The sequence below is a fragment of the Sulfurovum indicum genome (assembly GCF_014931715.1).
Taxonomy (GTDB): Bacteria; Campylobacterota; Campylobacteria; order Campylobacterales; family Sulfurovaceae; genus Sulfurovum; species Sulfurovum indicum.
Genome location: NZ_CP063164.1, coordinates 1,456,107 through 1,471,022 on the forward strand (window position 1 = coordinate 1,456,107; position 14,916 = coordinate 1,471,022).

Sequence of the window (14,916 nt, forward strand, 5' to 3'; positions counted from 1 at the left end):
GTCTTTATGTTAATTATTATGCAAAATTTACATATTTTGGGTTATCTCTGGTTGAATCGGTTATTGATAAGTCTAATGGCAAAAAAGACACTAATGGAAACCAATATCATCGATGCCGCAACAGGTGCAGAGTAACTTAATCCAAAATTTGTAAACCTATCATAGATAAGTACCGGTGCAACCATAGGATGATACGCGATGATCACAACCGCTCCAAACTCTCCAAGTCCACGACTCCACATCATTAATGCACCATTTAAAATATCATTACGTGCATTTGGAAGGACAATGGCAAAAAAAGTACTAAGACGGCTTGCTCCAAGTGTTCTAGCCATATGTTCATATTTCACATCTACTTTTTTAAACCCCTCTTTTGCACCATTGATAAGAAATGGTGCTGAGAGAAACATCATAGCAAACATAATACCTGTAGTAGTATCCATAAACTCCAACCCCAAATCAGCAAAAAATTCACCAATCTCTCCATTACCAAAGGTCACAAGCAATGCGATACCTGCAGCGGTATGAGGCACCATCACCGGTACATCCAGCAAAGACTCAATCACAGACTTTCCCCAAAAATCATATCTAGCAATCAGATAAGCCAAAGGGACTCCTGTAAACAATACAAACATAACGGCATAAAAAGATGTTTTCAGTGTCAAAAATATACTCTCATAAACCTCTTTATCCTGTAGGGTAGAAGCAATTTTAAATATGCCTACATTAAAAAAAAGCTGCACCAAAGGTACAAGCAGAAAAAGAGCAATTACTGCAGCCAAAAAAATAAAAATAGTTAAAAACCCTCTGTCTTGTATCATATGAATATTACATCCTTTTTATGCATACATAAATAACACATCAGCCCTTCTTTTAATCCCAGCTTGTCAAACATAGTTTTTGATACCTTTGCAAAAAAAGTAACATCTTGTACATGTGCAAATACTTTATAGTGATCTGTGACACCCATAACCTCATCTATACGGCAAGCAAAACAATATTCGGTAGTGGATGAAAAGTGTGAAAAAAGTATGGCACTGGGATCAATAGAAAAAAACTTTTTATCATGTTGTGGTTCTATCATCCCGGAAGGACATATGTTTTTATAGCCTAAAAATGTAGCCACCTCCATCGTTTTGGGATGGTTTAAAACTTCATAGGCATTGCCTACTTGAAGAATGGACCCATCTATCATCACAGCGATCTTATCAGCTAAATATGAAGCTTCTCTAAAGTTATGCGTGACATGAATAATAGTTGTATCATAGCGTTTAACAATCTCTTTGAGTGACTTCATAATAGTATTTCTGAATGTAGGATCTACCGCGCTGAGTGGTTCATCAAGAAGTAAAAGTTTTGGTCTGGCATAAATAGCTCTTGCTATAGCAACTCTTTGTTTTTCTCCCCCACTTAAATGTTTGATACGCCTCTTTAAGAGTGGTTTGATCTCTAAAAATGTGATTACATCTTCATAAAGTTCTGACGCATTTTCTATTTTTTTATACCGTGAAGCAAAAACAATATTTTCTTTTACCGTCATGTTTGGGAAAAGCACAAAATCCTGATAAACAAAACCAAACCCTCGTTTCTCTGGAGAAAAGTTTGTTATTTTTTTACCATCAAATACAATCTCACCTTTTATTTTTTGTATACCCGCGAGAGACTCCAATAACATGGTCTTACCACTCCCGGTTCTGCCAAGTATCACAAAGTAGGAATTCTTTTTCACCTCAAAAGAGAGATTTTTTAAAGAAAAATCTTCTTTTTTGAGATATAGCTTTTCAACATGTAACATTATCTGCCTAATATACTTGCATCACCTGTGATTACCGGAGGGGTTATAACACCTTGTCCGTTTCTCTTCATGATATCTTGTCCTTCAGGTGAGAGTACAAAGTTCACAAACTTCACAGCACCCTCTCTATTTTTTGGCAACCCCTCTTTTTCATTTTCAACTACAGTAATACCATAAACCATAGCTGAACCTTTTTTTGTAATGTAGCTTCCTGGTTTTTTACCTGTAATCTTAAATGTTGCACCTTTGTATGAATCACTAAACTTTTTATCTTGCAAACTGACTTCAGGTGGAAGTACAATATATTTCAGTCCATGTTGTTCAGCAACCGATTTGTAGATGTAAAGATAATCATATACTCCTGCTTCTATCAACCCAAGCAGGTCTGTCTCTTTTGGTCTTACAATGACTTTCTCTTTACGCTCTTCTCCATTTTCATATGACTCACCGTACCCCATAAGCTTATTGTAAAAACCATCTTGTTTATAGTACTTCTCAGCTATCTTTGTGACCAAGATACTTCTATATCCACAAGGATCCATATTTGGATTGGAGTGCCCTACTTTGACACCTTCTCTTAAAAAAATATCTGTCCAGTTCTTCTCGTTGATCTCATTGGCATACTTTGATTTTGGAGTGTAGGCTATTGCCATCTCATTGGTAACAAAGTGCACATTAAACTTTGCATAATTTGGAATTAGCAAATTGTCAATCACTTTATATGCTGCACTTGCCATCACATCAGCAGGCTTGTGGATATCTGTGATTTTTCTGGCACACGCCCTGCTGCCTGCTGCTTCTCTTACCACATCATACTGAGGGTATTTTGCCTCAAATGCTTTTTCCATATCTGAAAAAGGAACTGCCAAACTTCCGGCATGAAGGACCACTACTTTCTCTTTTGCCAACCCTATGTTGGCAACCAGACTTAATGCTAATAGTACTTTTTTCATATTTCTCTCCTAAAACTGGTAGTTAACTTCAAAACGCGTATCAAGTCCATCTGCATCAACCTTTTCTGTATCCTGATACCCGATTCTAAAACGTACTTGCATGCTGTCTAAACTCGGAAAGTTTTTAACAAACCCTGCATAATAGTACATTTCATCAAAATATCCTTTACTCTCATCCGCATCAGTATAGAGTACAGACATTTGCGTGTACAAATTGTTGTAAATTCCTTTAGAGTTCCCATTACGAACAACTTCCAAACGATAACTTTTTGTATTTGCCATCCAGTTATATCGTGCCATAGAACGTGTATATCCTAATGCTAATAGTACTTTTTTCATATTTCTCTCCTAAAACTGGTAGTTAACTTCAAAACGCGTATCAAGTCCATCTGCATCAACCTTTTCTGTATCCTGATACCCGATTCTAAAACGTACTTGCATGCTGTCTAAACTCGGAAAGTTTTTAACAAACCCTGCATAATAGTACATTTCATCAAAATATCCTTTACTCTCATCCGCATCAGTATAGAGTACAGACATTTGCGTGTACAAATTGTTGTAAATTCCTTTAGAGTTCCCATTACGAACAACTTCCAAACGATAACTTTTTGTATTTGCCATCCAGTTATATCGTGCCATAGAACGTGTATATCCTGATGTTGGAAATGCTCTCCAGGGAGTAATAAGGTCAGCTTCATCCAAGACATAGGAGTAACCAAGATTGACCTTATAGTTATCTATCTTTGTTACGATTCTCGCTGCAATCATTTGTGATTCAAGTGAGGAAGCATCCTTATATCCTTGGTATGCACCTGTATGTCCGGCAAGTTGACCTCTATAGGCAGCACCACCTATCTCTCCTGCACCATTATCAAACTGTTTAATATATCGAACACCCGGAGTAATAGAAAAACCATCCAGTTGTATTTTATAATTGGCTTCAGTCATAACAGAAGAGAGCAGATCAGGTACTGCATAAAAAGAGGCATTGAGTTTTAGATTGGCTATAGATTTGTTTTGAATATCTCCAAGAATGAGTGGCGCATCTGGATCTACACCCGCAGCTTTAAGTCTACTGTAGGTCAATCCTTTATGCATAGCCGTGTCATCATTTTCACTCCACTGTGGGTTGTCTGATGTTGTTGAATTTGCATCACCTACTGCCAATACGGAATGGGCAGTACTGTGATCACGTAACTTTTGTTCATACAAATAACCCAAACGGATTTTGGTATCCGGTAGTACCTTTGTATCCATCACTACCCCATCAAAAGTATTTGGAATCATTTTTGTATCATTTGATTTTGCAAAAAAGCTTTCTACTATTTGGCGCCCTATCTTAATATTTGTCTTCTCTATCCCTGTATATCTTAAATAGGCTTGACCAAGAACAGCTAGATTTTTACTTCCTGTATTGGTATAGTCAAAACGGCTCAAAACATCTTTCCCGGCTTTTAGTCTGTTTACAGGATCGCTATCTTCATCAAAAAATCCTCTGCTGTAATAACCGGCTAAAGTAAAATCGAAATTGGCAAAATTAGCACTTTTGAAAACCAGTGATCCTCCCAAACCAGAGACTAAATGAGAGTTTTGCTTTGGTGTTTCTGCTTCCCATTTAAAATAGAAGGTATTTGAACGTAAACGTCCATAAAACATTCCTTTACTAAAGATCTCTGAAAACCTATCTACCTTTCCCGGTAGTTGATTGTAGACTACCTGATAGTTACTTTTTAATGTATGTTTTGGCACAGTACGTTCAATCTCTTTTACTGTTATTGATTCCGCAGGTTTTATATTACCCCCTGCCATCATCATTGTTCCTGTTATGGTTGACAACACTATTATTTTTTTCATTCTTCTTCCTTTTTAATATGTGTGAAATTTGCATATTTATTTTGACTGATACATTGGTTTTTCATAAGAACACTACATCCCTACCCCTTTTTTATGTATTGGTATTCATACTGTCATATGTTGCAGCTGCAGGAAAACTGTCAAACAAAATAATTTTGATCATTTGATTTTCTTCTACTACTGAAACACTTTGATCAAAAACAGCCAAAGCATTACTCTCTACAATAGGCGTAAGCATACCTGAGCCATATTTGTTGTTTCTTGTTACGGTAAAGACTCCCTCATGAAGATGACCTAACACCACATTGGCTCTACCTGGTCTTGTTTGAAAGGTTTTACAGTTTTTTGCATAGACATAAGAGTGGTGATACCTGTTATTCCCTTGCATTTTAGCAAGGATCGGTACAGAGAGAAGGATCGTATTGACCATTGCAGTCAATGGATTACCGGGCATTGCCATTACAAAGGTATTGTCCATCAGTCCCATCATGGTTGGACGACCAGGTTTTACATCGATACCATGAAAAAGCTCTCGATTTCCATTTTTAGAAAATGCTTCTGATAAAAAATCAGCATCCCCCATACTGATACCGCCTGTTGTTATAATGACGTCATAAGATTTTAGCTTGGATATAAAAGAGATGCTCTTTTCCAGACTGTCTGGCACAGAACCGACATAAGAGGCACTAAAACCATACCCTTTAAGCAATGAGGTAACAGCAAAAGCATTGGCATTATAGATCTCATCTTCACTTGCCTCCTCCCAAGGCTCTTTTATCTCATCTCCTGATGAAACCACAGCTATTTGCAGTGGCTTATAGACTGTAGTGGCAATGATTCCCTGTGCTGAAAGCAATGCAATATGCCCGGCAGTAACTCGTTCACCTTTTTTAAACAGAATATTACCTGCTTTTTGCTCTTCACCTTTGGGTCGGAAAGCATTGCCCTCTTTTATATTTTCCGGAATCGTAACGCTATTCTCTGTTACTTTAGTACAATCTTCAATAGGTACAACAGTATCTGCATCGCCAGGCACCTGGGCTCCTGTCATGATCTTGTAGCACTCGCCTTTTTTCAGTATGGGCGAGGGTACATCTCCTGCAAAAATAGTACCGGCAATGTTAAGCGTTTTACCTCGTTCACAGTGTTTAAAAGCAAAACCATCCATAGCAGAGTTATCAAATGAGGGCAGATTCTTTTTAACGATAATATCTTCAGCCAAAACAGCATGTAGTGTCTGACCTAACGTAATAACTTGTGTACTTTGCTGTACCGGTGCATTTTTGAGTGCAAGGTCATAGGCCTTGGTTAAGGACAGAAAAGTAAATTTTTTCATTTTTTTGCTCCCCTGTCTTTTAGAAACAACTCTTTAAAACGTTCATTTGCATACGCTTCTATATCATCCTGCAACTGTTTGTACTTGCTGATATACTCATCTGCTTTGGGCGTTAGATGGGTTCCTCCTTCTTCACCTCTTCCTTTATGACTCTCTACAAGGACATCATCAAGGTTTTTTTGCAGTATCTTAATGTGTGTCCACGCCTTTTTATAGCTCATACCAAGTATTTCGGCCGCTTTCGAGATAGAGCCATGCTCTTTGATAAGCTCAAGTATTTCTGTTTTTCCTTTACCAAAAAGAAGATCTTTATTTTGATTTTCTATCCATGTTTTGGTTTTTACATACAAACGTGTTCTTTTCTTTTCTGCAAAACATCCAAGCTCACAATAAATCACATCCAGTCCACCTTTTAAAATAGCTGTACGGACAGACTTAAGATTGGATTTTCTGGCCAACTCCCTTGCATCTTTACAATAGACTCTGTCTCGATCATCTGCTATAAATTTAAGATCTTCAAAGACAACATCTTTAAACTCTCCTAGAGGCTGATTTCCAAACTGACCTAAGTCACATGCGGAAATACGCACATCCAAATCTTTTGCTCTGGTACCTACTTCCATTGCTGTCAAACGAAGTTTTGAAGCAACTTTAAAGGCATTGGCACAGGTAAGCTTTCCATCATCACCCCTGTACTTCTCTATCATTTCATCCAATTGACTAGACATTGATCCTCCTTGGGTTTCTATAGATATTCATTCTTTCACCTCTGACAAAACCTATAAGCGTTAAGCCAAACTTGTCTGCTATATTCACACCTCTACAGGTTGAGGCTGTCCTTGAAGCAAGAATAGGGATTTGGTGCATCACTGCTTTTGCAACCATTTCTGAACTAAGTCGTCCACTTACCATCAAGAAACACTTACTTACATCAATGCCCGCAAGCCTGGCTTTTCCTACTGCTTTGTCTATGGTATTATGTTGGGCTATATCTTCTCCTATAAAGTAAGTCTCTTCATCAAAATAAACTTTGGCAGTATGTACACAACCTGTCTGTTCATAAAGAGGGCATTGCCCATAAAACTTGCTCATCTCTTTAAAAAGCAAACTTGCCTCTATACTGAAATCGTCTCGCATGACCTGAGCATCAATAGCTACAGGTGATATATGCGTACTTGCACCTCTTCCGCAGCCACTAACGATAACACCTTCCAGGTCCAATCTATCCAAACTCTCATCAATGACCTCTGCCTGAACTATTGCTTCAAAATTTTTCTGTTCACCATCTTTATCAATAATCTCTAGCTTTGATATATCCTGTACATCTGTGATAATGTTTTCACTGATCAGATAACCAACTGTCAATTCTTTTAGATCAACAGGTACGGACATCATTGCACCGATTCTTTTTTGATTGACAAAAATTGTGAGTTTGACTTCGCGGATCACTTCATCTTTGGAAGTAAACTTTTTGCCATCTTTTATCTTTGTTACTTCGGTCTCAAAAATTGTCCACATTTTTCATTCTCCAGTTTCAATAAATATGTAAAATTAGCATATTTGGTAAATATTGACATTTGATAATTTAAATATGTTTGCATAACAAAATATCATATATTTGTCATAGTATAGGGGAATATTTATAAATAAAATCTTAAAAGGTAAAATATTTTTTACCAAAAAAATATATTTTTTTAATGAGGCTTTTGAAAGTTTGTAGTATTTTTATATAATGCCACCCTCTCGAAAGGGGTAGACATTACTTCTTTTCGTTTTTAATCTCTTCCAAGACATCCGGACGAAACTCTTCCAGATATTCTCTTGGTACTCTTCCTGTAATCACACCCGGTAAATAACCCTTAACCGATACCACATAGGAGTAAATCGTCTCAAATATAAAAAATGAGATGATCGCACTTCCCATAAAATGTTGAAAGAGTACAAGTCTTTTAAACTGAATGACTTGTGCATGTGTTTTGGGATCAGGAAATAGATACCAGAGTATAAAACCACTCAAAACCAATAAAAAACCAAAAGCTACATAGGCTAGATAGTTTATTCTATACATTGGCTTATAAGTACCTCTAAGAAAAATCTTATTCCAAAATTTTGAACTTGGACGAATAAAAAACTTGTGATCTTTAAACGCAATAATGGTCAATATTAGCCAAACTGGAATCCATGCAAGACCGACTACTTCATGTGTCCATCTCATAAACCTTGCTATACTTCCACCACCTGTTATATTTCCAAACGTAATTGAAAAACCTGTAATAAACAGATATATCATAATCAAAATATTCAGTAGTATAACAAACCGTTGAAACAGAGAGTATACCTGAACAGTATCTTCCGGTCTGGTTATATTGGCCTTCTTTCTGCCACCCATTGCAAAAAATGCGATCGTAAAAGCAGTAAACTCAACCATGAAAACATATGGCAGCAAAACCTGTCGCTCTTCATATGCTCTAATGACTTCAGGGGCAATGGTATTGTATGGTCCCCCAAAAACACCTGCTTCCATCTGCTGATACTTTGTCATAGACTCAAGAGGAACAAGCTGGCCAGAAATATCCCCTTGCAATATACGAAGTGTAAACTTGTATACATAGTCCAAATCAGCAATAGTTGCCAGCCAAAAATACCAATAGGTAAGTGCCATAAAGCCCAGGCCTACAAGAATGTAGGCCTTATTTTGACTAAAAAAACTTTTATTTGTTTCCATAAGCTGTATCCCAACCATATGGGGCAGATTGAACACCATGTCCTCTTGACATAACTCTTTCTCTATAGACTTTCGCTACATCTTCTGAATCACCTACAAGAAGTGCTTTGGTTGAACACATAGCCGCACAAACTGGTACTTTGCCCTCTGCAATTCTATTTTGTCCGTACAGTTCTCTCTCTTTAACAGAGTTTGTTTCTTCCGGTCCACCGGCACACATGGTACATTTGTCCATCGCACCCTTGGTTCCAAATGCTCCGTCTTGTGGAAACTGTGGTGCACCAAACGGACATGCAAAAAGACAATATCCACATCCGATACAAATATCTTTATCGTGAAGCACGATACCATCTTCCCTTATATAGAAACAATCCACAGGACACACTTGTTCACAAGGTGCATCTGTACAGTGCATACAAGCTACAGACATAGAAAACTCTTTGCCTTCAACACCTTCATTTAAAGTTACAACTTTTCTTCTACTGATCCCTACAGGAAGTTCATGTGCTTCTGCACATGAGACTGTACATCCGTCACACTGGATACATCTGCTTTCATCACAATAGAATTTCATTCTTGCATAATAATCACTCATCTCTCACCTCCTACGCTTTTTCTATGCGGCATAATCCGCCTTTAGTTTCAGGGATTTGAGTGATAATATCGTAACCATAGTTGGTTACAGTGTTTGCACTTTCTCCATTAGCATATGGCTTGGTCCCTTCCGGAAAGTTCCCCGTTCTATCTTCACCCTGGAAATATCCTGCAAAGTGCATCGGTATAAAGATATGATCTTCACTCACGGAGTGAGAATATTTTGCTTTTACTTTAATCTTCGTACCTTCTGGAGAATGTATCCACATCATTTCACCATCTCTAATACCATAAGTTGCAGCAAGACCCGGATTGATGTCACAGAACATTTCCGGTGTTAATTTCGCCAGGTATTTGGATGCTCTGGTTTCTACCCCTGCACCATTCATATTAACCAGACGCCCGGTAATAAGGTTGACAGGGAACTCTTTACTCCAGTTTTTCTCTGTTTGCTTGGAAATATACTGTGTATCAACCCTGTAATGGTTTGGTTTATCTGCATACGTCGGATACTCTTTCACCAAATCTTCTCTAGGAGAGTGCAATGGTTCTCTATGCATAGGTATTTGATCCGGGAATGTCCATACTTTTGCTCTGGCTTTTGCATTTCCATAAGGTGCGACACCTGCTTCCATTGCTTTTTGTGCAATGATACCACTCGTGTCCACTTTCCAGTTTTTACCAATACGCTTCTTCTCTTCCGCTGTAAGTGTAATACCTAAAACCTTTTCGATATTCTCAGCAGTAAGTTCAGGATATCCACCTTCAACTTTGGAACCTTTTACTGTAATGCCTGCAAGCTGACTTACACCATCATGCTCAAGACCGAACCTGTTTCTAAAGCCCATTCCACCTTCAGCGACAGACCTGTTTGTATTGTAAAGTATAGGACTTCCACAATGCTCTTCTGTCCAACAAGGCCAAGGCAACCCATAGTATTCACCCTTCATTGGACCATGTCCTCTACCACTTACAGGATCAAACATATGCCAATTTTCAGAATGTTTCTTAATACGTTTTGCGGTCCAACCGGTCAATCCGATCGTTTTAATAATTCTTGCTATCTCATCGGTAGCATCTTCAGGCCATTGGAATTTGTCTTTTACCTGTACCGGTTTTGCGGTTTTTGGATCATCTTTTAAAAGCATCCCTTTGGTAAACTCATCATAGAAACCTAGTCTTTTAGCTAGTTCAAACATAATATCATGGTCTGTTTTACTCTCGTAAAGGGGGTCAACCACTTTGTTTCTCCATTGGGCTGAACGGTTTGTAGCCGTCACCGAACCACTGGTTTCAAATTGGGTTGCCGCAGGTAATATAAAGACATCATTCTGCTTATCCGTCAATACTGCTGCTTCATTCACAAATGGATCAGCCAATACAATTAATTCCAGATTATCTAATGCCTCTTTAACTTTTGCCTGCTGTGCAATAGCAGTAATACCATTACCCATTACAACAAGCGCTTTAAGATTGGTACCGCCATTTTTGATTTTATCTTCACCTGGCTTGCCTGCCAATACACCGGCATACCATCTTGCCAATGTAAATCCTTTGGCACCCATCATCTCTTCAGATTTAAAACGACCTTTAAGCCAGTCATAGTCAACACCCCATGATCTTGCAAAGTATTGCCACGAACCTTTACTAAGTCCGTAATATCCCGGTAATGTATGTGATAGACAACACATATCTGTTGCACCCTGAACATTATCATGACCTCTCAGAATATTACATCCACCACCTTCTACCCCCATATTGCCAAGAGCAAGTTGAAGTATTGGTGCCATTCTGGTATTTGATGATCCAATAGAGTGCTGTGTAAGTCCCATCGCCCAAATAAGTGTACCTGGTGTTGACCTTGCATACGCTCTTGTAATCTGAATAAGTGTATCAGCAGGCACACCTGTAACATCTGCCACTTTTTCTGGAGTCCACTTTTTGGCCTCTTCCATCACTTCATCCATACCATAGACACGATTATCGACAAAACCTTGATCATGCCATCCATTCTTAAAAATGAGATGTAACATACCGTACATGAACGGAATATCGGTACCTGGTCTGATCTGTGCATACAAATCTGCTTTTGCAGCTGTTTTGGTATAACGTGGGTCCACTACAATAATTTGTGCGTTATTACGCTCTTTTGCCTTTAAAAAGTGTTGAAAACCAACTGGGTGATTGACCGCGGGATTTGCACCGAATATAATAATAGCTTTCGCATTCTGAATATCTCCAAGTGAGTTTGTCATAGCTCCATAACCCCATGTATTCGCCACACCGGCGACTGTTGAGCTGTGTCAAATTCTAGCTTGGTGATCTATATTGTTTGTTCCATACATTGCAGCAAATTTTCTAAAGTAATATGACTGCTCCGTACCAAATTTTGCTGAACCCAAAAACATTGTAGAGTCTGGTCCTGCTGTTGTTCTTAAATTTTCCAACTTTTTAGAAATTCTGTCAAGTGCAGTATCCCAACTGATACGTTTCCATTGACCATTTTCTTTTACCATCGGGTATTTAAGTCTTCTTTCTGATCTGACCAAATCAATCATATCAGCACCTTTACAACAGTGTCCACCCAAACTTACAGGATGGTCCTGTGCTACCTCTTGTCTGACCCATACGCCATTTTGAACCTCTGCAATAACACCACAACCTACTGAACATGATGTACAGATAGTTTTGACTTGCTTAGATCCAGGAAAAGGGTTTTTAATCTCTTCTTCCGTCGCTTTTCTTGTTACATTGGATGTTGCAAATGCGCTTGTAGCACCAAATGCACCAGCGATTGCCGCCATTCTAAGGAATGAACGTCTACCAATTTTTGACGAAAGAGCATTTTGAGTATTTGTTTCCATACTAAAATCTCCTATTATGTATTCATTTTATTTGGCTGAATTCAAGTATTCATTCCAGATTGCTGTTTTGTGATAGATAATCTCTTTTTTCTTTGATTTACCTATGACTACACCATTACTGTCTGCAGTATAGCTGCGTTTATGTCCACTATTGGCAAATGCTACTGTGGTACCTGCTACTGCGGCGGCCGCACCTGCTTTACCAAGTCTCTTTAAAAAACCTCTACGCTCTTCAATCATATTATCCTCCTTTCATAAATTACCACTTTATCCAAGTGGCTAAACAAATAAATTACTATTTACTTGCCTAGCCACTTCATCATGGCTTAGTCTGTATGATATTTTTCGAAATATTCATCTTCCAGTGCACAACTTTGCTGCAGGGATGCTACAGATTTTTCAATTCTGTTTCGCATTCTTCTTTCAGCCTCTTCATCACTGACAGACTCACAGCTTATCGCTTCCTCTTTCACACGTGGCTGAGGCTTTTTAACATCAAAATAGAGTCTTTCAAATGCGATAAAAGCATTCAGTACCACTGCCACAGACTTATAGATGTTAGAGTGTTCTGTTGCATATAAATCTTCAATGAACTCATCTATGAATTCATTAATCACTTCTACATAAAGACAATGTTGTACCGTACTGTAAGACTCTTCTCCCATGATAATAAGTTCAATGAGCTCATACATGAAGGTCATTAAAAAACCTACACTGTCTTCAGGCTCTTTGAAGGTCGCTTCATTTCTTCGTATTTTTGTTTTAGCTAAGAAATTTCTTACCTCAAGTGTTTTTTTACCACTCTCTACTCCATCACAATAGATAGAGGCTGTTGTTCTTACCACGTCCCCTACAGGATCATTGAAAATTACATCATACTCTTTTATAAATGCTTCTTCTCCACCTGTGTTATAGAAGTCCAATATCTCTTTTAGTGCCTCCCCGGAATTATTGTCCATAGGATTTTCTATCAAGATCTTTAATATCTCGTCCAACCCTTCATATCTGTTTTCGTTTGTAGTAAAAACAAACAACTTGCTAAATAGTCCATAATAAAGTGCTCTTGCCGGGTTCAATTCTCTTTTATTCATACGTTCTCTCTTTTATTTTTTAGATCCATAAATGCTTGCATAGTCACTTTGGGCTTACAGTCTGCACAACAATATAAAGATTTTTTCTTTGCCTCGTCACTTCCAAATACAGGCAGCATCATTGCAGCTATTTTCTCAATAGATTTTGTTGTTGCAAATTCTATACCACACTCTACACAGGCGAACAGAGTATCTGTCGCCATAATATTTCTTTTAAAATAGTTTTGATCTAAAGCCATCTCATCATATACTACTTCCAAACAATCTTTCTCCGGACAGACAAATTCACAATAACCACAGTTCGTACACATAGAAGGGTTAAACCTTAAACTATTATCTTCAGCGTGAGCGGTCAATGCCTTCACATTACACGCACCTACACAACTCAAACAGAGCGTACAGGTATCTTGGTTGATGATCAAATTTCCATAATGAATGTGTTCTTTGGTCTTCACTACACCCAAATCATCTTCTCCAACCAGGTGTGCAAGTCGATATGTAAATATCTCTCTTTTCATCATCCCCTCATCTACCATGTTGAACTTACACTCCGGTATAGAGACTGCTTCTTTAAAAGCAGACAATAATGCTTCACGGTTTTCACAAATAAAAATAGCCTGTTTATTGTATTTTCTTTTAAAAATATCATTAAGCAGATCTATAGCATCCCCTGTACCCTTGGAGATAAAATCGGTATAAAAAATAATAGGGTTTCCACTCTTTTGCAACAGAGTTAAAAGGTGAACTTCATGAAGATATTTCTCTCCCTCTATAGGGAAAGGAAGAACATTTTCCCTAAGTGCAAGATCTAACTTTTCAAGTTGCATCTTACGAGGGATAATAAGTGGTATTCTGTCTGCATAAAAAGAAGCAATTTCAGAAAATGAGTCTCTGTTCATTTGGGTATAATCCAATGCACCTGATGGACATACAGAAATACACCCGCCACAGCCATGACAGTCAATATCTGAAAACCCTAAATGTTTTTTGTCATCTATCTTGACTATAGCCACAGAAGGACATACTTCTGCACATTTTCCACAGATTTCAGTTTGTCGTTCATGGTACTGACAAATGGTAGAGTCATATTTAATAAAATTTTTATAATTAAATTCTCCACAATTATCTTTGACTCTTTTGCAGGCCTCCTCAAAACCTATATCATTTGGATCATACACACCACTCTGTTTTATAGCAAAATATGGAGCATCGAACCATAATATCTGATCTGTTTCAACCTTGACTTTCGTATTACCTTTTTTACCTGAAACGATAAGCTTTCCTATATGTCCGTTGACATCGATTATTTGTGACGGATGTAGTGCAATGGCTGTAAATCCTTCACTTTCAAACTTCTCGACCAATGCCTCCTCTTTTTTGTCAGAGACAATAATCAGTTTACTTCCTACAGGTGCTGTATAGTCAAAATCTTCAGCTGCTTCATACGCAGTCAACCTGATATCATAAAGTGTTTTTACATTTTTAATTTTATCAGCCAATGAATCATTACTGTGATTTATATAAAAATTTATTTCAGGTGCATATACTTCTGCATAAGGTGTTTCAATATTTGAAACAATATAATTTCCACTTTCTACCTTCGTAACAGTTTCAATACTTTCATCCAAAGGAAATTCCATTGCATCACTATAACCAAACAGATACTCTTTTTCCATGCGTACTACTCCAAAGTGTTAAAATATA

Annotated in this window: 14 protein-coding genes; all 14 read right to left on the reverse strand. The window is 37.8% G+C overall.

The window, feature by feature from the left end; all coding sequences use genetic code 11:
* Positions 1 to 41 precede the first annotated feature (41 nt).
* A complete protein-coding gene (locus IMZ28_RS07290; RefSeq protein ID WP_197547928.1) occupies positions 42 to 821 on the reverse strand; it encodes an ABC transporter permease in 780 nt (259 codons plus the stop codon).
* Positions 818 to 1,795 carry an ATP-binding cassette domain-containing protein gene (locus IMZ28_RS07295; RefSeq protein WP_197547929.1) on the reverse strand — a complete coding sequence of 326 codons (978 nt, stop codon included), beginning with the start codon at positions 1,793 to 1,795 and terminating at the stop codon, positions 818 to 820. The genes IMZ28_RS07290 and IMZ28_RS07295 overlap by 4 nt, the downstream gene beginning before the upstream one ends.
* Complete coding sequence (gene wtpA / locus IMZ28_RS07300; protein ID WP_197547930.1) at positions 1,795 to 2,748, reverse strand: tungstate ABC transporter substrate-binding protein WtpA; 954 nt, start codon at positions 2,746 to 2,748, stop codon at positions 1,795 to 1,797. Before wtpA ends, IMZ28_RS07295 begins: the two co-directional genes overlap by 1 nt.
* A gap of 9 nt (positions 2,749 to 2,757) precedes the next feature.
* A complete protein-coding gene (locus IMZ28_RS07305) occupies positions 2,758 to 3,087 on the reverse strand; it encodes a hypothetical protein (protein WP_232087437.1) in 330 nt (109 codons plus the stop codon).
* A gap of 9 nt (positions 3,088 to 3,096) precedes the next feature.
* Positions 3,097 to 4,602 (reverse strand): OprD family outer membrane porin, encoded by a 1,506-nt coding sequence (locus tag IMZ28_RS07310; RefSeq protein WP_232087438.1) that lies wholly within the window; start codon positions 4,600 to 4,602, stop codon positions 3,097 to 3,099.
* A gap of 91 nt (positions 4,603 to 4,693) precedes the next feature.
* Entirely contained in the window at positions 4,694 to 5,938 is a 1,245-nt protein-coding gene (locus IMZ28_RS07315) for a molybdopterin molybdotransferase MoeA (RefSeq protein ID WP_197547931.1), read from the reverse strand.
* Positions 5,935 to 6,666 (reverse strand): winged helix-turn-helix domain-containing protein, encoded by a 732-nt coding sequence (locus IMZ28_RS07320; RefSeq protein WP_197547932.1) that lies wholly within the window; start codon positions 6,664 to 6,666, stop codon positions 5,935 to 5,937. Before IMZ28_RS07320 ends, IMZ28_RS07315 begins: the two co-directional genes overlap by 4 nt.
* On the reverse strand, positions 6,659 to 7,456 hold the full coding sequence (gene fdhD, locus IMZ28_RS07325; RefSeq protein ID WP_197547933.1) for a formate dehydrogenase accessory sulfurtransferase FdhD: 798 nt from the start codon (positions 7,454 to 7,456) through the stop codon (positions 6,659 to 6,661). The genes IMZ28_RS07320 and fdhD overlap by 8 nt, the downstream gene beginning before the upstream one ends.
* Before the next feature lie 241 nt (positions 7,457 to 7,697).
* Positions 7,698 to 8,663: a cytochrome b/b6 domain-containing protein gene (locus tag IMZ28_RS07330; protein WP_232087439.1), complete on the reverse strand. Its 966-nt coding sequence runs from the start codon at positions 8,661 to 8,663 to the stop codon at positions 7,698 to 7,700.
* Positions 8,650 to 9,258 (reverse strand): formate dehydrogenase FDH3 subunit beta, encoded by a 609-nt coding sequence (gene fdh3B, locus IMZ28_RS07335; protein ID WP_197547934.1) that lies wholly within the window; start codon positions 9,256 to 9,258, stop codon positions 8,650 to 8,652. Before fdh3B ends, IMZ28_RS07330 begins: the two co-directional genes overlap by 14 nt.
* A 10-nt stretch (positions 9,259 to 9,268) precedes the next feature.
* Positions 9,269 to 12,121 carry a formate dehydrogenase subunit alpha gene (locus IMZ28_RS07340; protein WP_197547935.1) on the reverse strand — a complete coding sequence of 951 codons (2,853 nt, stop codon included), beginning with the start codon at positions 12,119 to 12,121 and terminating at the stop codon, positions 9,269 to 9,271.
* A gap of 27 nt (positions 12,122 to 12,148) precedes the next feature.
* Positions 12,149 to 12,361, reverse strand: coding sequence for a twin-arginine translocation signal domain-containing protein (locus IMZ28_RS07345; protein ID WP_197547936.1), 213 nt, complete (start codon positions 12,359 to 12,361; stop codon positions 12,149 to 12,151).
* 86 nt (positions 12,362 to 12,447) lie between these two features.
* Entirely contained in the window at positions 12,448 to 13,212 is a 765-nt protein-coding gene (locus tag IMZ28_RS07350) for a TorD/DmsD family molecular chaperone (RefSeq protein ID WP_197547937.1), read from the reverse strand.
* Positions 13,209 to 14,888, reverse strand: coding sequence for a 4Fe-4S binding protein (locus IMZ28_RS07355; protein WP_197547938.1), 1,680 nt, complete (start codon positions 14,886 to 14,888; stop codon positions 13,209 to 13,211). The genes IMZ28_RS07350 and IMZ28_RS07355 overlap by 4 nt, the downstream gene beginning before the upstream one ends.
* Positions 14,889 to 14,916 lie beyond the last annotated feature (28 nt).